Source organism: Mycetocola sp. Y791, assembly GCF_059445325.1.
The window spans coordinates 850,786-869,135 of record NZ_JCAIUC010000001.1; the positions used below are offsets into that span (position 1 = coordinate 850,786).

At 64.1% G+C, this 18,350-nt stretch carries 17 protein-coding genes; 12 read left to right on the plus strand and 5 right to left on the minus strand.

What is annotated here, in order from left to right; all coding sequences use genetic code 11:
* Window positions 1–8: 8 nt before the first annotated feature.
* Complete coding sequence (locus AC1C2N_RS03940; RefSeq protein ID WP_495432954.1) at window positions 9–1,538, minus strand: Mur ligase family protein; 1,530 nt, start codon at window positions 1,536–1,538, stop codon at window positions 9–11.
* A gap of 117 nt (window positions 1,539–1,655) precedes the next feature.
* Between AC1C2N_RS03940 and AC1C2N_RS03945 the strand changes: the two genes are divergently transcribed.
* From AC1C2N_RS03945 to AC1C2N_RS03960, 4 genes are all read left to right on the plus strand, one after another.
* Window positions 1,656–2,984: a M50 family metallopeptidase gene (locus AC1C2N_RS03945; RefSeq protein ID WP_495432955.1), complete on the plus strand. Its 1,329-nt coding sequence runs from the start codon at window positions 1,656–1,658 to the stop codon at window positions 2,982–2,984.
* 104 nt (window positions 2,985–3,088) lie between these two features.
* On the plus strand, window positions 3,089–4,285 hold the full coding sequence (locus tag AC1C2N_RS03950; protein WP_495432956.1) for a sensor histidine kinase: 1,197 nt from the start codon (window positions 3,089–3,091) through the stop codon (window positions 4,283–4,285).
* Entirely contained in the window at window positions 4,282–4,950 is a 669-nt protein-coding gene (locus AC1C2N_RS03955; protein WP_483405713.1) for a response regulator, read from the plus strand. Before AC1C2N_RS03950 ends, AC1C2N_RS03955 begins: the two co-directional genes overlap by 4 nt.
* 129 nt (window positions 4,951–5,079) lie before the next feature.
* Complete coding sequence (locus tag AC1C2N_RS03960) at window positions 5,080–5,430, plus strand: SHOCT domain-containing protein (RefSeq protein WP_495432957.1); 351 nt, start codon at window positions 5,080–5,082, stop codon at window positions 5,428–5,430.
* A 29-nt stretch (window positions 5,431–5,459) separates the two neighbouring features.
* Here AC1C2N_RS03960 and AC1C2N_RS03965 read toward each other — a convergent pair whose 3' ends face one another.
* The gene (locus AC1C2N_RS03965; protein ID WP_483405715.1) at window positions 5,460–5,732 is read right to left on the minus strand and encodes a DUF2277 domain-containing protein; all 273 of its coding nucleotides are present in this window, start codon (window positions 5,730–5,732) and stop codon (window positions 5,460–5,462) included.
* A 112-nt stretch (window positions 5,733–5,844) separates the two neighbouring features.
* Entirely contained in the window at window positions 5,845–6,312 is a 468-nt protein-coding gene (locus AC1C2N_RS03970) for an NUDIX hydrolase (RefSeq protein ID WP_495432958.1), read from the minus strand.
* Window positions 6,313–6,383: 71 nt separating this feature from the next.
* On the opposite strand from AC1C2N_RS03970, the gene AC1C2N_RS03975 reads away from it, so the two are divergent.
* From AC1C2N_RS03975 to AC1C2N_RS03990, 4 genes are all read left to right on the plus strand, one after another.
* Complete coding sequence (locus AC1C2N_RS03975) at window positions 6,384–8,438, plus strand: prolyl oligopeptidase family serine peptidase (RefSeq protein ID WP_495432959.1); 2,055 nt, start codon at window positions 6,384–6,386, stop codon at window positions 8,436–8,438.
* Between the two features lie 64 nt (window positions 8,439–8,502).
* Window positions 8,503–9,156, plus strand: a complete 654-nt coding sequence (locus tag AC1C2N_RS03980; RefSeq protein ID WP_495432960.1) for a hypothetical protein — start codon at window positions 8,503–8,505, stop codon at window positions 9,154–9,156.
* A gap of 97 nt (window positions 9,157–9,253) precedes the next feature.
* Entirely contained in the window at window positions 9,254–11,353 is a 2,100-nt protein-coding gene (locus tag AC1C2N_RS03985) for an HNH endonuclease signature motif containing protein (RefSeq protein ID WP_495432961.1), read from the plus strand.
* A gap of 250 nt (window positions 11,354–11,603) precedes the next feature.
* Window positions 11,604–12,182, plus strand: a complete 579-nt coding sequence (locus AC1C2N_RS03990) for a P-loop NTPase family protein (RefSeq protein WP_495432962.1) — start codon at window positions 11,604–11,606, stop codon at window positions 12,180–12,182.
* A gap of 187 nt (window positions 12,183–12,369) precedes the next feature.
* Here the strand turns inward: AC1C2N_RS03990 and AC1C2N_RS03995 are convergent, their stop codons facing one another.
* Both AC1C2N_RS03995 and AC1C2N_RS04000 read right to left on the minus strand, forming a co-directional pair.
* Window positions 12,370–13,554: an acetyl-CoA C-acetyltransferase gene (locus AC1C2N_RS03995; RefSeq protein ID WP_495432963.1), complete on the minus strand. Its 1,185-nt coding sequence runs from the start codon at window positions 13,552–13,554 to the stop codon at window positions 12,370–12,372.
* A 241-nt stretch (window positions 13,555–13,795) separates the two neighbouring features.
* Window positions 13,796–14,884, minus strand: a complete 1,089-nt coding sequence (locus tag AC1C2N_RS04000) for a helix-turn-helix transcriptional regulator (RefSeq protein WP_495432964.1) — start codon at window positions 14,882–14,884, stop codon at window positions 13,796–13,798.
* A gap of 108 nt (window positions 14,885–14,992) precedes the next feature.
* Here AC1C2N_RS04000 and AC1C2N_RS04005 point away from each other — a divergent pair, with 108 nt between their 5' ends.
* The 4 genes from AC1C2N_RS04005 (at window position 14,993) to ispG (ending at window position 18,250) form a co-directional block, all read left to right on the plus strand.
* A complete protein-coding gene (locus AC1C2N_RS04005) occupies window positions 14,993–15,418 on the plus strand; it encodes a VOC family protein (protein WP_483405724.1) in 426 nt (141 codons plus the stop codon).
* A 187-nt stretch (window positions 15,419–15,605) separates the two neighbouring features.
* Window positions 15,606–16,385, plus strand: coding sequence for a CoA transferase subunit A (locus tag AC1C2N_RS04010; protein WP_495432965.1), 780 nt, complete (start codon window positions 15,606–15,608; stop codon window positions 16,383–16,385).
* 2 nt (window positions 16,386–16,387) lie between these two features.
* On the plus strand, window positions 16,388–17,029 hold the full coding sequence (locus AC1C2N_RS04015) for a CoA transferase subunit B (RefSeq protein WP_495432966.1): 642 nt from the start codon (window positions 16,388–16,390) through the stop codon (window positions 17,027–17,029).
* A gap of 66 nt (window positions 17,030–17,095) precedes the next feature.
* Window positions 17,096–18,250: a flavodoxin-dependent (E)-4-hydroxy-3-methylbut-2-enyl-diphosphate synthase gene (ispG, locus tag AC1C2N_RS04020; RefSeq protein WP_483405727.1), complete on the plus strand. Its 1,155-nt coding sequence runs from the start codon at window positions 17,096–17,098 to the stop codon at window positions 18,248–18,250.
* The last annotated feature ends 100 nt before the right edge of the window (window positions 18,251–18,350 follow it).

Here is an 18,350-nt window from a genome sequence, read left to right on the forward strand (position 1 = left end):
TCAGGCCGTTACAGGGTGGCCCAGCCCGCCTCGGTCAGGGCTGCCCGGGTCTCGTCCAGCACCGAGAACGGAATCTTGACACCGGCTACTTCTCGGTATTCCTTCTCGGGGAGCCCGGCCCAAAGGATGGTGTCTTTGGCGGTTGCTTCGGCGACCGCGGCGCGAATCGCGAGTTCCGGGGCCGCGATCTCGCGGATGTCGCCGTCCGGCTTTGCCCCGCGTGCACCGGCAAGGACGGCGCTGCGGATCTCTGCCGGATCCTCGGATCGCGGCTGGTGATCGGTGATGATGAGCACGTCGCTGCCCAGGGCCGCTTCCCGGCCCATCTCGGGTCGCTTGAGTGCGTCTCGGTCGCCGTTGGCGCCGGCGACCATGATGACGCGGCCGCGCGTGAGTGACCGCACCGATTCGAGGGTTTTGGCGAAGGCGTCGGGGCTGTGGCCGGCGTCGACGTAGACGGTCGGACCGTCCACGACCGGCACGAGCACCGAGCGGCCGGGAAGGGTCGCGACGATGCCACCGTCCCGGTCGAGCACCGAACGGATCTCGGCGGGTGAAATCCCGGCCTCGACGAGCATTGCGATTGCGAGCCCTCCGTTGGCGGCCATGTGCCGCCCGATCACCGGCACCCTCGTCGAAAACGAACCAGCGCGCTCCGAGTGCACGGTGAACGCCGTCGAGTCCGGCTTCTCGTCGTCAATTGTGACGGTCCAGTCGGATGCCACTCCCGGCGTCGATGAGATCGTCACGACATCGACACCGGCGCGTTCCACCACAGCGAAACCGGCCGGGGTATCGAGGCTCACAACCGCTTTCCGTGACCGTTCGGGGGCGAACAGGGCGAGTTTCGCTTCGAAGTACTCATCCATGTCGGCGTAGTCGTCGAGGTGGTCGTGGCTGAGGTTGGTGAAGGCCGATACGTCGAAAACGACACCGTCGACCCGGTGCCTCGTGAGGGCGTGGGCTGACACCTCGAGGACCGCCGCGTCAACGTCGACCTCGTGCATCCGCGCGAGCAGGGCGTGAAGTTCGGGCGCCTCAGGGGTGGTCAGTGAGCTGACGACGACCTCGTCGCCGATCCGTCGCTCGGCGGTTGAACTGAGGCCGGTCTTTCGACCGAGCTGGGTGAGGAGCGCGTCCAGGAAGTGCGCCGTCGACGTTTTTCCGTTCGTGCCGGTGACACCGAGGGTCAGCGGTCGGTCTGTCGATGTGCCGTAGAGCCACGCGGCCACCTCGCCCGCGATGTCCCGGGGCGAGTGGGTGACCAGGAGGACGGGAACGCCGGCGGCAGTCGCGTCAACCGCGCCACTGGCATCCGTCAGGATTGCGACGGCTCCGCGAGCCACGGCATCCTTCGCGAACGCTGCTCCATGGAATCGCGCCCCCGGGATCCCGAGATAGAGGTCACCGGGCTCGACATCCCGTGAGTTCATGGTGATGCCGGTGAGCAGAACGTCCGGTGCATCACTGTGCAGGGCGAGCGTGAAGTGTTCGGCGAGATCGACAAGGGGCTTGGGGGTGGGGTGGAGAGGACGCACAGCCCCATGTTCTCACAGGCCCCCGTGCGGACACCGGGGCGAAAGCCCCACCGGGATCGACGCTCATTCACAGCACGCCGACAGCGGCCGTCCAGCGCGGGGATGTAGTGTTCTGGCGTGGAAACCGTCCTGCTCTATATCCTCGGCATCGTCATCATGGTGATCGGCATCGCCGTGTCGATCGGCCTGCACGAAATCGGTCACCTGGTTCCCGCGAAGCTGTTCGGGGTCAAGGTCACGCAGTACATGATCGGCTTCGGCAAGACGATCTGGTCGCGGAAGAAGGGCGACACCGAGTACGGCGTCAAGGCGATTCCGCTCGGCGGTTACATCTCGATGATCGGCATGTATCCGCCGGCGAAGGACGACAAGGAGAACTCGGCGAGCCGGGGGTTCTTCAGGACACTCGTGCAGGATGCCAGGAGCGCGAGTGCGGAATCCGTCGGCGATGGCGAGGACGACCGGACCTTCTACCGGCTGCCGGTGTTCAAGCGGATCATCATCATGCTCGGCGGGCCGACCATGAACCTTCTCCTGGCGATCGTGATGTTCGCCATAGTGCTCGTCGGATTCGGCGTACCCCAGTCGTCAACAACCATTGCGACGGTCAGCGAGTGTGTGCTGCCCGCGTCGAGCGAGAAGTCCAGCTGCGACCCTGACGACCCACTCGCGCCTGGTGCAGCTGCGGGGCTGGAGCCTGGCGACACCATCATCTCGGTTGCCGGTGAGAAGGTCGACACCTGGGACGAAGCGACGGAGATCATCCGCACCTCACCGGGCACGGACCTCGAGGTCGTCCTTGAACGCGACGGCGCGACCCGGACGGTGACGATGACGCCGCTTCTCACCGAGCGTGTCGTTCTCGACGACTCCGGTGAGGCCCGAACGGATGCCGCTGGCGAGCCCGTCACGGAAGAGGTCGGTTTCGTCGGTATCGGTTCGCAGTCCGAACTCGTGCCGCAGCCCGTTACGGCCGTGCTTCCCGCTGTCGGTGACAATGTTGCACAGGTTGCGAACATGATCCTCAACCTGCCGGAGCGGCTCGTCGGCATTGCCAATGCCGCGTTCGGCCCGGGGGAACGCGACCCCAACGGTCCGATGAGCGTCGTCGGCGTCGGTCGCGTCGCGGGCGAGATCGTGAGCCTCGAGGAGGTTCCCGTGTCGGCAAAGGTGCAGACGATGGTCGGACTGCTCGGATCGCTCAACGTCGCGCTTTTCGTGTTCAACCTCGTTCCGCTGCTGCCGCTCGACGGTGGTCACGTGGCTGCGGCGCTGTGGGAGTCGATCCGACGGTTCTTCGCGAAGCTCTTTTCGCGCAAGGATCCGGGCCCCGTCGATGCGGCCAAGCTGATGCCGCTCACCTTTATTGTCGTGATCTTCCTCGGCGGGATGAGCGCGCTGCTCATCTTCGCCGACATCGTCAAGCCGGTGAACCTGTTCGGATAGCGGTACTTCACGTACTCCCAGCTCTCTTCGTACTCCTCCGGGAGTAGTCGCCGACGCTTCGTCCGGCCGACGCCAGGCCCGGTGTCTGGCGATACCCTCGGAGGATGGACACAGCGCGCACGGGACAGGGCGGCGCACAGAGTTACGCTGGGCCGGCCGGCCCGGGGTTTCGTGGGCTGCCTCCCGCCGTTCGGCTGTGGTTCCCGGTCATCGTCTCGTTTCTCGTGCAGGTGCCGCCAACCCTGTTCATTCTCTGGCGGACCGGCCCGTACAGCGCGGGTCACGCGTGGCTGGCGTTCGCCATCGCGACCGCGAGTCCGCTCCTTCTGATCGGGGCCAGGCGGTTCCCCGGACCCGTAGTCGCCGCTGTCACGGCGGTTGCCGTTGCCGACCTGCTTCTCGCTCCCTTCGTCGGACCACCGACGGTCGCGCTCGCGTTCGCCATTGTGTCCGGGATTTTCCGCGGTGCGAGGGTGTGGGTCTACACGTCCGTGGTCATCGGTTGGCTCACAGCGGTGATCGGCGGCTCCCTGCTCGGCATGGACTGGAATCCGGTCCGGATCGCGTTTGCAACGGCCGGACTCGCGTTGCTCGTGGCGCTCGCCGAGGGCGCGCGAACACGGCGGGAGCACATGAGCCAGGTCAGGCAGCAGTCGATGCAACACCGGGCTGAGGTGGAGCAGGCGGAACGAATGCGAATCGCCCGTGAACTGCACGATGTTCTCGCCCACTCGCTTTCGCAGATCTACGTGCAGGCGGGCGTTGGACTGCATCTCATGGACACCCAGCCCGACAAGACCCGCGAGTCGCTCTCGAACATCAAGTCGTCGAGCAAGACGGCGCTGGACGAGGTCCGCGGCGTCCTCGCGTTCCTTCGCTCGGATTCCCTCGACCCCGTGAGCCTGACACCCGAACCCGGCCTGTCAGCGTTGCCGCAGCTCATCGATTCGTTCCGGGCGCAGGGCATCGAGGTGTCGTTCGAAAATTCGCTGACCGAGCTGCCATCTGCCACCGTGCAACTCGCTCTCTACCGGGTCGCGCAGGAGAGCCTCACCAACGTACTTCGGCACGCGCGTGCGTCGAAGGCGAGCGTCGTTCTCGAAGACGTGGGCGACAGCATCCGATTGCGGGTGGCTGACGATGGTGTCGGAATGCAGCAGAGTGCACGCGACGCGTCGAACGGCAGCGGGCTGCTCGGGATGACGGAGCGTGCGGCCCTGCTCGGTGGCACTCTCGACGTGGGGAACACGCCACAGGGCGGGTTCGCGGTCACCGTGACAGTACCGAGGGAGCAGAAATGACGATCAGGGTGGTGCTCGCCGACGATCAGCAGCTGATCCGGGCGGGCTTTCGCGCGCTCCTCGAGGCCGAGGCCGACATCGATGTCGTCGGTGAGGCTGCGACGGGGGCGGATGCTGTTGAACTCGTTCGTTCGGAACGTCCCGATGTCGTGCTCATGGATATCCGAATGCCCGGAGGTGACGGGCTCTGGGCAACGGAGCAGATCACCGCGATGCCCGAACTCGGCGGGACCCACATTGTCGTCGTGACCACCTTCGAGCTCGACGAGTATGTGGCGCAGGCGATTGCGGCGGGGGCCAGCGGGTTTCTCGTGAAGGACACGGAGCCTGTTGAACTGATCCGTTCGGTGCGCGTCGCCGCTGCAGGTGATGCGCTGCTGTCACCGAGTGTGACCCGGCGGCTGCTCGAACGTATTTCGAGCGGGCTCGTGGCGAGTCGGCCGGTGGAGGGGCTCACCGAACTCACGGCCAGGGAGCGGGAAGTGATGGTGCTCGTTGCGGCAGGCCTGAGCAACGATGAGATCGGGGCGCGACTGTTTCTCAGCCCACTGACGGCGAAGACTCACGTGTCGCGAATTCTCACCAAGCTCGGGGCGCGTGATCGGGTGCAGCTGGTGGTGCTCGCGTACGAGAGCGGGCTGGTGACCCCCGGCTTCTCGGTGTAGCTCCGGCGGCTCTGTGCTCCGTGCGGAGTACCGCCGATTCGTCGTCCAGGCAGATTTGCCGTGGGGCGGGATTCGGGAGAGTGAGACCAGAAGGTTCCGACGGGACCGTCACGGATAAAGGACACACTGATGCTCACCGCACTGGCACAAACGGCACTGGCACAAACGGCACTGGCACGCACAACTCTCCCCGGCACAATTCTCGACCTGCACCCGGGCGGCTGGGGTGGAGGGCCGGGTTGGCTTTTCCTCCTGATCCCGCTGTTCTGGATCGTCGTTCTCGCGCTCCTGTTTGCCTTCCTCGGGCGCCGCTTCCGGCGGTCAGGACCGCCGTGGGCGATGGCGCACCAGGCAGGCCGAAGCGCTGAGGCCACCCTCGCGCAGAGGTTTGCGAACGGCGATATCGACGAAACCGAGTACCGGGCACGGCTCGAGGTGATTCGAACGAACAACCCCGATCCGCGGCAGAACCAGATGTAAGGGCCAGGCGCGGCGAAGACCAGGGGAGCTCAGGCGGTGGCGTATCGCTTCGCCGAGCGTTCCCTGGCCTTGGCCGCCTCGACCTCTCTGTCTTTCGGCGGTGCGCTCGTCACGAGGTCCTCGAGAAGGTGGCGCGTCGCGTGAGCGATGTCGCGGACCGCCCGATCGAAGACCTCGGCATTGGCCTGTGACGGCCGGGTCGATCCGCTGACTTTCCGTACGTACTGGAGGGCCGCGGCGTGGACCTCGTCATCTGTCGCTTCTGGCTCAAAGTTATGGAGCTGATGAATGTTCCTGCACATGCCACCGAGGGTAGTTCGGGCCTCGCCACTCCGGTAGCCCCCGTGAGCTGAACGGCACCGCTGTCAGAGCTTTACAGAGTCAGAGCTGTACAGGGTCAGCGCTGTACAGCGATCAGAGCGAGAACTCAGCCTCTGGTCGGTTGTCGACGGCGGCACGAATCCGCTCGGTCATGTCGGCGGACATCGGGGGAAGGGCATCGATGGGGAACCATGCGGCGTCGCTGTTCTCGCCGTCGGCGGGAAACGGTGTGCCCGACTCGAATCGCAGGCGGAAGACGAGATCGAGGTACTGGCTCCTGTCGCCGTTCGGGTAGACAACCGGCTCTGTCACCCCGACCTGGACGAGGCGCTCGACGGATGCCGTGACATCCGCTTCTTCCTTGACCTCGCGAATTGCAGCTGTCGCCGGTTGCTCGCCCGGGTCGATGATGCCGGTCACCGGCGTCCACGCTCCGTTGTCGCTACGGCGGACGAGGAGAATCTCGTTCTCTCTGAAGACCACAGCTGTCACCCCGGACAGCCACAGCGGGGCTGTGCCGATCTTTTCGCGAAGAGCAAGGACGAAATCGGGAGTCGGCATGCCAAAACTCTATTCGACGTCGCGAGCAACACTCTCATGGGGCGACGCGTGGGCCACCTAGGCTGAGGGGCATGACCTTCGCCGAAGACTCCGACCCGTATCGCTGGCTTGAGGATATCGATGGTGCCGAAGCGCTGGACTGGGTGCGCGCCAGGAATGCCGTGGCCGAATCCACGCTCGCGGCCACACCTGAGTTCGCGCAGGTAGAGGCTGCGGTGCTCTCCGTACTGGACTCGGACGCGAAGATTCCGATGGTGCAGAAGATCGGGGACTGGTACTACAACTACTGGCGGGACGCTGAGCATGAGCGGGGGCTGTGGCGGCGAACGACGCTCGAGGAGTACCGCACGTCAGCTCCTGCGTGGCAGACGGTCCTTGACCTGGATGCGCTCAACGCGGCCGAGAACGAAGACTGGGTGTGGCATGGTGCTTCGGTGCTTCGACCCGGCTACCGCAAGGTTCTCATCGACCTGTCGCACGGGGGTTCGGATGCCGATGTGACGCGCGAGTTCGACCTCGACACGTTCTCGTTTGTCGAGCCGGACGACGGCGGTTTCTTCCGGCCGGAGGCGAAGGGCAGCCTCGGCTGGATCGACGACGACACCGTCTACCTCTGCTCGGACCTGGGCCCGGACTCGGTCACCACCTCCGGGTATCCCCGGATTGCGAGGAGGTGGCGTCGTGGGACACCTATCGAGTCCGCTGAGGTCATTTTCGAGGGGGAGTTCACCGATGTGTCTGTTGGTGCCTTCCGGAGCCACACGCCCGGCTACATCCGTGACTTCGTCTATCGCGGAACCACGTTCTACACGTCGGAAATCTACGTCGACGTGAACGGGACGATGACGAAAATCGACGTTCCGGCATCCGCTGAAATCGGCTTTTCGCGGCAGTGGCTGATCATCGAGTTGCGGGATGATTGGGAGCTCAACGGCAGCACGTTCGCGGCCGGCTCGTTGCTCTCCGCCGATTTCGATGCGTTTGTGGGCGGGGACCGATCGGTTGAGCTTGTTTTCGAGCCGACGCCATCGACGTCGCTCGCGAGTGCGACCTGGACGCTCAACCACCTGGTCATCTCGGTTCTCGACGATGTGAAGAGTCGAATCCATGTGCTGACGAGGGCGGATGACACGTGGAAGCGGAGCGAGTTTTCCGGCGCACCCGAGTTCGGTTCCGTCCAGGTCGCTGCCGTCGACAGTGAGGAAAGCGATCTGGTCTGGCTGGTGACGACCGATTACCTCACCCCGACCACGTTGTCGATCGTCAAGGTCGGGCAGGCGGATACCGATCCGGTCGAGCTCAAGGCCCAGCCCACGTTCTTTGACGCGAGCGGGTTGCGGATCGATCAGCACTTTGCCCGGTCGGATGACGGGACCCGGGTTCCGTACTTTGTCGTGCGGCGTGAGGATCTCGCGTTCGATGGAACGGCTCCGACTCTGCTGTACGGCTACGGGGGATTTGAGGTGTCGCTCACCCCCGGGTATTCCGGGGCGCTCGGGCTGGCCTGGCTCGAGAAGGGCGGTGTTTACGTTGTCGCGAACATCCGCGGTGGTGGAGAGTACGGTCCGCGCTGGCACCAGGCGGCGCTCAAGGAGAACCGGCACAGGGCATTCGAGGACTTTGCCGCTGTCGCTCGCGATCTCATTTCGCGTGGTGTGACATCCGCTGCCCATCTCGGTGCGCAGGGTGGGTCGAATGGTGGTCTTCTGGTCGGCAACATGCTGACGCAGTATCCGGAACTTTTCGGCGCACTGGTGATCCAGGTGCCGTTGCTCGACATGAAGCGGTATTCGCACCTGCTGGCCGGCGCATCCTGGATGGCGGAGTACGGCGACCCGGACGACCCTGACGAGTGGAAGTTCATCCGTACCTTCTCGCCGTATCACCTGTTCGATCCCAGTCGGGAGTATCCGCCGGTGTTGGTGACGACGTCGACGCGCGATGATCGGGTGCATCCCGGTCACGCTCGAAAGCTCGCGGCGCGGATGCTCGATGCGGGCAAGGACGTCACGTATTTCGAGAACATCGAGGGCGGGCACGGGGGAGCGGCGACGAACGCTCAATCGGCACACATGTCTGCGCTGTCCTACCGGTTTCTGGCGGAGCGGCTTGGACTGGAAGGGTAACGGATCGACAACTCCTTGAACCTGTGTGATGTGGCGGCGGGGTCCGATGTGGGACGGTCGGTCTGTGCGCACACATCGAATCGGGTTGGTCGTTCTGGCGTCAGCGCTCTGCGTCGCGGTCACGGGCTGCGGCTGGATCGGCGGTTGGGGCGGAGTGTGCCACCCGGTCGGATACGTCAGCCAGGTGCGCGTGCTGCTGGTCGGGGAAGCCGGGTCTGTTGATGAGGTGCGTCTCTGTGATGAGGCGGGCGTCTGTTCTGCGGTGGAGGCTGAGGTTCTCGTTGGGGAGGACGAGCCCCTTACCCTCATGGAACCCGACCAGCTGAGCGGTGGACCAACTCCGGTCGAGATCCAGCCGGAGGAGGATGTGCTCGAGTCAAGGGACGACGCGCTTGAGTCGAGGCCGGTCGAGGTTGAACCCCGTGATGTGGTTCCGGAGCCAGCGCCAGGGTTGACGCCAGGGTTGACGCCAGACGCAACGACCAGTGCGACGCCGGTCGAAATTCCGCCGTATCTGGCGCGTTCTGAAAGCGAAAATGTGTGGGTCATCACCGTGATGGCCGGGCGTCCCGACAAGGTTACGGTTACGGCGTATCGCCTGGACGGTTCGGTCGCCGGGGAGAGCAGCAGTGTCGACCTCGACTGGAAGAGGGTAGGGGGCTCCGAGCAGTGTGGAGGGCCGACGGAGACTGATCCGGTAACGGTAATGGTCAGCTAGCATCCTCTTGTCGGACTCGAACAAAACTACGATTTAACTTATGCACAACGTAGATGTTTATCGAAGTAATGTCAGTGGTCTGGTGTTGACTTGTGGTATGGAAAACAACGACAGAGCCGTCGATCCTCCGGACGACGAGAATCACGATCCACCCGGTAGCCACACGGATGCCGTCGTGGGGGCGTCCGGTGCAGCCGAGTTGCTGAGCTCGGATGGCGCAGCCGCAACTGAGCCTCGCGATCCGGGTACATCTGATGGAGTGGCGGCGCGCGAGGCCGGGGCCAACGTGGGCGAGGAGGCCGACTCCAGCGGCCAGGCCACTGTCGCTGCCGAGTCGAGTGCGGACGCCGCCTCAACATCAGCCGAGTCACCGGTGCCGCGGCCTGACGGGCTGTTCAAACCGTCTGAGGGCGGGGCTGCCAATCCTGACGTCGCAGCTGGTGCGAACGATGCTGATGCTGACGATGCTGACGATGCTGACGATGCTGATGCTGATGCTGATGCTGATGCTGATGCTGATGCTGATGCTGATGCTGCGGAGCCTGAGCCTGAGCCTGAGCCGACGATGTACGCGAAAATCGCGGATACCTGCACCGCTCTGGTGGATGCGGTGGCGCAGGTGGAGAAGCTGGAGGCCCGTCAGGCGGCGTGGAAGGCCGAGTTCATCGACCGCGCAAGGACGCTTGCCGTTGCCACGGAGGAGGGCGTGCTGGTCACGGCCCGGTCGCGGAGTGCGGTCGAGCGTCAGGATCTGGCATTGCGGTCGTTCATCGCGGAACTGGCCTGCACGCTACGGGTCGCCGAACGCACCGCCACAGCACTGGTCGACGAGAGTCGGGCCTTGTTACACCGGCTACCGGTCACCCTGGCAGCGTTGCGGGAAGGGGAGATCAGTTACCGCCACGCCCAGGTGCTGGTCGATCAGACCGACACCCTGACCGATGACGCTGTTGCGGAACTTGAGGAGAAGGCGGTGCCGTTTGCGAAGACGATGCCGGTGGCCCGGTTTCGGCAGAAGACCCGGATGCTGCGGGAACGGTTGTGTCCGGAATCCGCCGTCGCCCGGTGTCGGAAGTCGGTAACCGATCGGCGGGTAGAACTGATCCCGGCACCGGACGGGATGGCCTGGCTGAGCCTGTTCACCACCGCACCGGCCGCCGAGACGATCTTCGACACGATCCGTGCGCAGTCGATGAAACTGCAGTCACCGGTTGAGCCACGCACCCTGTCCCAGTTGGATGCCGATGTGGTGTTCGCGGCGATGATGGAGGCATTCACCGGTGAGTTCACCCTGCCCGACCCCACCGGCACCCGGCTCTTCGGCACCGGCCTCGGCACGCGCAACCCCTACACCGAGGTGGAACCCGCACCTGCCACTGCGCCTCCATCCGGAGAAGAAGAGGGTGCTGTCATCGCCCCGGGACCCGGACGTGACCCGGCGACCGCGTTTCGGAAGATCGTGCCGACGGTGATGGTCACCGTGCCGGTACTCACCCTCCTCGGCAAAAGTGTCGAACCGGGCAACCTCGACGGATACGGTCCCATCGATCCGGACACCGCACGGGAACTCGCGTCCCAGGCACCGGAGTTCAGCCGGATCCTGACCCACCCGGAAACCGGAGTCGCCCTGTCCCTCGGCCACACCAAATACACCCCATCGAAAGCGATGCGACGGTTCCTCCGCTACCGCGACGGATACTGCCGGTTCCCCGGCTGCACCCGCAAAGCGGTGTCCAGCGACATCGACCACACCGACCCATACGAAACCGGCGGAAACACCGACTTCGACAACCTCGCCAGCCTCTGCCCCAAACACCACAAACTGAAACACGAAACCGGGTGGAACGTCGAGCAACTCGGTGACGGGATCCTGAAATGGACCTCACCCCACGGACGCGAATACCTCACCCACCCCGAGAACCCGGTCCGCAACCCGATCCCGCATCCGATCCCACCGGCGAAAGCGGCACCACCAAAACCCACTGCGGGGACTGAGTCGGACGACGCAACCGAAGCTCACACAACCCAGGCAGAGGAGGAAGACGCCCGGCAGAACAACGTCTATACCCGACTCCTCGACGCCCAGAGAGAAAAACGTGAGAAGGAGAGAACGGAAAGAGGGAAAGAGGGTGAGGCCAATGAAAGCGACGCTCAACGAGAAGGCGAACCGCGTGACGACGACGGCCCACCGTTCTGATTCACGACGTCATCCAGCCCGGGTTCTATTTCGGAACGGTCATCCAGGCCGGGGTTCTCCTTCGGGGCGGTATTCCGGACCTGGATATCGCTTCGCGACGGTCATCCAGACCGCGGTTCTCCTTCGGGGCGGTATTCCGGACCTGGATATCGCTTCACGACGGTCATCCCGATCCCGGATGTCTTATTGACGACACTCATTCACACTGGGATTCTGTCCCGCGACGCTCATCGAAACCTAGAATCGACAGGTGTTCACTCACCGTGACCCGCTTCCTCGTCTGCCCCGGAAGGTGCTCGTTGCCGGAGTATCGGGAGTAGGCAAAACCACCTTGGCGAAGCAGATCGCGGAGGTCATCGGCAGCACCCACGTGGAGATCGACGCGCTCTTCCACGGACCGGAATGGGCGCCGCAACCGAACTTTCTCGACGACGTCCGAGCCTTTGTCGCAACCGAGACCTGGGTGACCGAGTGGCTGTACCACTCCGCCCGCCCTCTCCTCGCAGCGAACGCCGACGTGCTCGTCTGGCTCGATCTGCCGTTCGTGCGGGTCACACTTCCACGGCTTGTGCGGCGCACTGTGCATCGCCGCCGAACCCGGCAAGAACTATGGAACGGCAACATCGAGCCACCTTTCCTCACGTTCTTCACCAACCCCGAATACATCATTCGATGGGGCATTCGAACACGCAACAAGTATCGAGTGGCGATCCCTCCGCTCGAGGCAGAGAACCCGAACCTGACAGTGGTTCATCTCCGAACACAGCGAGAGGTCGACGCCTGGCTCGATGGCCCACTGGCGATGTCACTCAGTGCGAGCGATGCCTAACGACCCGCCCGCCTAAAGCCGAAATACAGGGCAACGGCACCGACCGTCAACAGTAGGACATTCACGGTGACGTACACGCCACCATCCGCAAGGGAATGCATCGCCGTCCGACTGGCAACTGAACCGACGACGGCAAGTATCACCAATGAGAGTCCGAGAATCTTGAGCCGCCCGGGCGTCTCGGTGCTCACAGCGACAGGAGAAGCGCGTCGCCCTGACCGCCACCACCACACAACGCAGCCACCGCTTTGCCCGAACCTCGCCGCGACAGCTCGAGCGCCGCATGCAACACAAGCCGCGCACCGGAAGCGCCGATCGGGTGCCCGAGGGCGATAGCTCCGCCGTGGATGTTGACCTTCTCGTCATCAATACCGAGGTCACGCATCGATTGAACGCTGACGGCCGCAAACGCTTCATTGATCTCGATCACATCAAGATCGGATGCCGTCCAGCTCGCCTTGCCGAGGGCATCCGTTATGGCCCGTGACGGTTGTGAATGCAGTGAGTTATCCGGCCCGGCAACCGACCCTGAGGACCCGACCACGGCCAGCCAGCTCAGCCCGTGCTCCTCTGCATACGAACGACTCGCGAGCACGAGCGCACAAGCACCATCACTGAGTGGCGATGAATTGCCGGCGGTAATCGTGCCGTCCTTGTCGAACGCCGGACGCAACGCTCCCAGAGATTCGAGCGTCGATTCACCCCTGACACCCTCGTCCTGGGTGAGGATCGTCGGCTCACCGCGCCGCGACGGTACCTCCACTGGAGTGATCTCGTCGGCAAACACGTCACTCGCCTGCGCCCGCGCCGCCCGCGTATGTGAGCCGACCGCAACCCGGTCCTGCTCGTCCCGATCGATACCGAGTGGCCCGTTGTGCCGTTCGGTCGAGATGCCCATCGAGTCGCCGTCGAAAGCATCGGTCAGACCGTCGAACGCTGCGGTGTCGAGCAAGGTTACATCGCCGTATTTGTAGCCCTTCCGCGAGGCGGGCAGCACGTGGGGCGCATTGGTCATCGATTCCTGACCGCCAGCGACGACGACGGATGCTTCGCCAAGCCGAATCATTCGAGCCGCGTCGATCACCGCCTGAATTCCAGACAGGCACACCTTATTCACGGTCACGGCAGGCACTTCCCAGCCGATTCCCGCTGCACGCGAGGTTTGTCTGGCGGGATTCTGACCTGCACCGGCCTGAAGGACCTGGCCGAAGATCACCGCGTCGATGTCTGCAACATCAACCCCCGACCGCTCGAGTGCAGCCTTGAGCGCGATCGCTCCGAGTTGGACAGCACTGAAGCCGGCCAGCTGGCCCAGCAGTCGTCCCTGCGGAGTGCGGGCTCCCGCAAGGATGACAACATCGTTCTGGCTCATGAAAACTGACTCCCCTGTCGTTGACTTCGGCACCTGGTGCTTGGTGCCTGGCACCTGGCACCTGGTGCGTGGCGGATTTGCTCTCTCCAGCTTGGCACGTTTTCGCGGTGACCAGCGGGGTCAGCAGTGGGGGCAGCAGAGTGGTGTCAACAGCGCGGGGTCAGCAGAGTGGGGTCACAAGCGTGGGATCAGCACCATGATCAGCGCCTGGGGTTCAGCAGCATAGGGGCAGCAGTGTTGCTCAGTCGGCGGCAGACCCTGCCGCAGCGTATCTGGTCGCGAGCTGCCGGAACGCGTCGGCAAGCTCGGGTGGGTGCACATCCTCGATATCGGTATCGAATCGGCCGAGGGCGGCAGCGAGGGCGACCCACGACCACGATCCGGACTCCAAACGACAGCGGTCCGGCCCGAGCTCCTCGACGGTCCCATCGCCGGCAAACGGTCGGACCGAGCTCGCAGGCAGCGAAAGGATGACAGTGCCTGTGCACGGCCAGGCGTTCGTCCGATCAGATCCCTTGAACCGGGCTGAGACAAACTCGTGGACGTCATCACCCGGAATCCGGCGAGGAGCAAACCGCGGACCGGTCGGCGTTCGCGGACCGATCCGATCCGCACGGAAAATGCGCCAGTCCTCGTGCTCCAGGTCCCACGCCACGAGGTACCAGCGAGCGTTGGACGTCACGAGGTGGTGTGGCTCAACGCGATGTGGTGCCCGGGGCTCGACGGTGGTGGTGTTGCCGGTGGCGCCGGTGGTGCCGGTGGTGATGGTGCCAGCCTGCTCAGTGTCAGCCAGCTGAGTGTCAGCCAGTTCAGGGCCACCCTCAGCTGGGGCTGCGCTCCCGGTACGGTCGTGTGACCCGGCGTAATCGAACCGCAACACCTCCCGCGCCCGGATCGCCGTTGACAACGCGATGAGCACATCGGAGGAGACCGTTTCAGCCGCCCGGGGAATCGCGGTGAACCTCACGGCATCAAGACGGTGACGCAATCGCGACGGCATCACCTGTCGCACGGTCGTGAGTGCCCTCACCGCGGCTTCCTCGACCCCGGCCCCGGCAACGGTCGCAGCCTGCAGCGCAACGGCAAGCGCGATCACCTGATCGTCGTCGAACAGGAGGGGAGGCAGGTCCGTTCCGGCATCAAGGCGGTACCCGCCATCCGGTCCCTTCGTCGACCTGATGCGGTACCCCATCTCACGGAGGCGATCCACGTCACGTCTCACCGTGCGGTGACTGATCTCCAGTCGCTCGGCGAGAAGCTGACCGGGCCAGTCCCGCCGGGCCTGCAGCAGAGACAGCAGCAACAGAAGCCGCGACGTTGGTGAAGTCATGTTTCCGATGCTAATTCCAGTAGAGGACGAAGGCTGACCTCTACTGCCGAGAGACTCGAAGTTATCGGGCACACGAACCCGGAAACATCTCGTCAAAGGAGCACAACAATGTCTGTCATCACCACCCCGCACCTCAACTTCCGCGGCGACGCGCGCTCTGCCCTGGAGTTCTACTCGTCGGTCTTCGGCGGTCAGCTTCTGATCATCACCAATGAAGACGCTCACAGCACCGAACTGCCGAGCGAAGCACAGCAGGTCAAGTTCGGCCAGGTCGTCAGCGAGAACGGATTCCGGATCATGGCGTACGACGTGCCGGCAAGCCAGTCATACGAGCGGGGCGACAAGTCCATGTTCGTGTCGGTCCGCGGGGACTCCGCCGACGAGATCGCCGGACTCTGGTCGAAACTCGTTGAGGGATCCACTGTTGTGGAGGACCTGGCCCCGTCCTTCTTCTCGCCCGCCTACGGAATGCTCGAGGACAGGTTCGGAGTCGTGTGGGTTCTCGACGTCGCGGTCGCCTACGAACCGGCCTGACTTCACACGGGCGTGGAGGCCCTGGTCTCCACGCCCGTCCCGCACCGGTTTCGTGCGCGGGTCGTCCGCGCTGGTTCTCGTGCACGGACGCGCTAGGGTGGAAATCGTTGGCCACCGACGGTCTCTCGCGGGCTGCCGACACGGGGTGCCGCGAGCGCGCGGCATTCGCAGCGACGGAGGTGCAACGATGACGATGGACAAAACAGTGTCGAGCGCAACTGAGGCGATTTCCGACATCGGCAGCGGATCGTCGATAGCGGTCGGTGGCTTCGGACTCTGCGGAAACCCGATGATTCTCATCGAGGCTCTTCTCGAACTCGGCAGCGACGAACTGTCCATAGTGAGCAACAACTGCGGCGTCGACGACTGGGGACTCGGCATCCTGCTCGCCAACGGCCGCATCCGCAAGATGACCTCGTCATACGTCGGCGAGAACAAGGAGTTTGAACGACAATTCCTCTCCGGCGAGCTCGAGGTCGAACTGACGCCTCAGGGAACCCTTGCCGAAAAGCTCCGCGCCGGCGGTGCCGGCATCGCCGCCTTCTACACGCAGACCGGAGTCGGAACGCAGGTCGCCGAGGGCGGCCTGCCGCGCCGATATGACGGCACCGGGGGAGTGGCCATCGCCTCCGAACCGAAACCGGTCCAGATGTTCTCGGTCCGCGGTACAGAGAAGACCTTCGTTCTCGAGGAAGCCATCACCACCGATTTCGCCCTTGTCCACGCCAAACGGGGAGACCGCCACGGCAATCTTGTCTTTGACAAGTCCGCTCGCAACTTCTCACCTCTGGCCGCAATGGCCGGAAAGATCTGCATCGCGCAGGTCGAAGAGCTGGTCGAGCCGGGAGGCATCGATCCGGATGCCGTCCACTTGCCCGGTGTGTTCGTGCACCGGGTCCTTGAGGTCGGCACCGACATCGAAAAACGGATCGAACGACGCACCGTTCGCCAGACGGAAGGTGCGTGACCATGGCTCTCAGCCGCAATGAAATGGCCGCCAGGGCCGCGCTCGAACTTGAAGACGGTGCGTACGTCAACCTGGGAATCGGACTGCCAACGCTCGTCCCGAACTACGTCCCGGACTCGATCACCGTCACGCTCCAATCGGAAAATGGAATCCTCGGTGTTGGTCCGTACCCGACGGAAGACGCTGTCGATCCCGACCTGATCAACGCGGGCAAGGAGACCGTCACGACACTCCCAGGCACATCGTTCTTTGACTCGGCCCTGAGCTTCGCCATGATTCGCGGCGGCAAGATCGACGCGGCAATCCTCGGTGCGATGCAGGTTTCCGCTCGAGGGGACCTCGCGAACTGGATGATCCCGGGCAAAGTCGTGAAGGGACCAGGGGGAGCGATGGATCTGGTTCACGGTGCCGAACGGGTCATCATTCTGATGGAACACGTCGCCCGCGACGGCAGCGCCAAGATCGTCCACGAGTGCTCACTGCCCCTCACCGGCCGGGGCGTCGTCGACAGGATCATCACGGATCTCGCCGTCATCGATGTCACCGCCAGCGGCCTCGTTCTCGTCGAGACGGCACCAGGCGTCAGCGTCGACGAGGTGATCGCGGCAACAGAGCCGCCCCTCAGGATCGCACTGCAGAGCTGAACGGAATCCAACTTTCGGACCATCATTCATCGGCTTGTGTTCAGGGGCGCGGCGTAGGATGGCACGGTGCCAGCAGTTAATTTGGGAATGCCCAAGGTCCCCGAGATCCTCGCTCCGCGACGCAAGTCCCGTCAGATCAAGGTAGGCAAGGTCCTCGTCGGCGGTGATGCCCAGGTCAGCGTTCAGTCCATGACGACGACGCCAACCACGAACATCAACGCGACGCTCCAGCAGATCGCCGAACTGACGGCATCCGGCTGTGACATCGTCCGTGTCGCCGTGCCGAGCCGTGACGATGCAGAAGCCCTTCCGATCATCGCGAAGAAGAGCCAGATCCCGGTCATCGCCGACATCCACTTCCAGCCCAACTACGTTTATGCAGCGATCGACGCCGGGTGCGCCGCCGTCCGCGTGAACCCCGGCAACATCCGCAAGTTCGACGACCAGATCGGTGAGATCGCCCGTCGCGCCAAGGCCGCAGACGTCTCACTCCGCATCGGCGTGAACGCCGGATCGCTCGACCCCCGCCTGCTGCAGAAGTACGGCAAGGCCACTCCGGAGGCTCTCGTCGAGAGCGCCGTCTGGGAAGCCAGCCTCTTCGAAGAGCATGACTTCCACGACTTCAAGATCTCGGTCAAGCACAACGACCCGGTTGTCATGGTCAAGGCGTACCGACTGCTCGCCGAACGGGGCGACTGGCCACTTCACCTCGGCGTCACCGAGGCCGGTCCGTCATTCCAGGGCACGATCAAGAGCGCAACGGCGTTCGGCATCCTGCTCTCAGAAGGCATCGGCGACACCATTCGGGTCTCGCTCAGTGCGCCTCCCGCCGAGGAGATCAAGGTCGGCCTGCAGATCCTGCAGTCGCTCAACCTGCGCGAGCGCAAGCTTGAGATCGTTTCATGCCCGAGCTGCGGCCGCGCACAGGTCGACGTCTACAAACTCGCCAACGACGTGACCGATGGTCTCGAGGGAATGACGGTTCCACTCCGGGTCGCCGTCATGGGCTGTGTCGTCAACGGCCCAGGCGAAGCCCGTGAAGCCGACCTCGGTGTCGCATCCGGCAACGGCAAGGGCCAGATCTTCGTCAAGGGGGAGGTCATCAAGACCGTTCCCGAGTCCGAGATCGTTGCAACGCTCATCGAAGAGGCCAACCGCATCGCAGCCGAAATGCCCGCGAGCGACACCAGCATCGGTTCTCCGGTGGTCAGCGTCAGCTAGCGGTTCGGGCGCACTCCCGCGGCCCGCACCAGCGCGGCCACAGGCACTGTAACTGGCACCGCAACTCGCGCAGGCGCAGGGCCGAAGGGTCACGCGGGGC